Source organism: Pseudomonas aegrilactucae (assembly GCF_019168305.1).
In the GTDB taxonomy this organism is placed as follows: Bacteria; Pseudomonadota; Gammaproteobacteria; order Pseudomonadales; family Pseudomonadaceae; genus Aquipseudomonas; species Aquipseudomonas aegrilactucae.
In genome coordinates, this window is record NZ_JAHTBI010000167.1 from 1 (window position 1) to 892 (window position 892).

1 pseudogene is annotated in these 892 nt (G+C 67.2%); it reads right to left on the reverse strand.

Features of this window, described 5'->3' with window-relative positions:
- Nucleotides 1-892 (reverse strand): annotated as a pseudogene (locus KUO17_RS26310) (RHS repeat-associated core domain-containing protein); the annotation flags it as partial.

An 892-nucleotide genomic window follows, 5' to 3' on the forward strand; every position in this document is an offset into this window, starting at 1 on the left:
AGCTGATGTGGCTGCCGGAGTGCGCCGGGGGTGGCGGCCGCGGGATCGGGCAGGTATCGGGCAGCGGGCTGGTGGAGGCAACGGCCTCGTGCTGCTTCTCGCTCGCCCCAACTCTCCTTGCCCTTCTCGCGCTCCACCTGGGTCACGGTGCCCGGCTTGCTCACCCCGGCCTGGCCGTTCTTGTTGCGCTTGCGAAAGCCTTTCACGGCGTCGTCCAGCACCGTGAGCAGCGAGCCGATGCTCATCGCCACTGAAGGATCCGCCAGCTTGTTCAACTGCCGCGCCATCTCCGGCCCCAGGGCCCGCAACTGGCCGGTCTGGGCCAGTACCCGGGTCTTGATTTCATCCGGTACCAGCGTGCTCGCGGCACTGTTGACCACACCCTTGCCAGCAGCCTTGTAGGCGCTGTGCACCGCGCCGAAGATGTTCTTGAGCGCCGCCTTGGGGTTGTTGACCAGTTGATCGCCGGCAGCCGCCATCTGCTGGCTCGCCGCCGCACGGTCGCCCTTGGCGTCGAGTTGGCCGGTGACCACTTTCTCCAGGCCACCGGCAATTTCGTTGAGCGCCTTGATGCCCAGGTCGCCCGCTTCGGTGAGCAGGCCGGCCAGCTTGGGCCGGGCCTTGCTGACGAAGTCGTCGATCTTGCCGGCGATGGTGGCGTTCAGGTGCCCGATCAGCACCTGGATCAGCGAGTCGCCCAGCAGCATCTTGGCGCTGTTGCGCAGCTCCTGGCGCACCAGGAACAACGTCGGACGCAGGCTCATGCGCGCCGCGGCCATGGTCGGCGGCGCCGGCAGCACGCCGATCAGGTTGATACCCAGGCTGACCCAGTCCAGCGCATCGCGCTGCTTGCTCTTGACCAGGGTGACGATATCGCCCAGCGCATCGACCA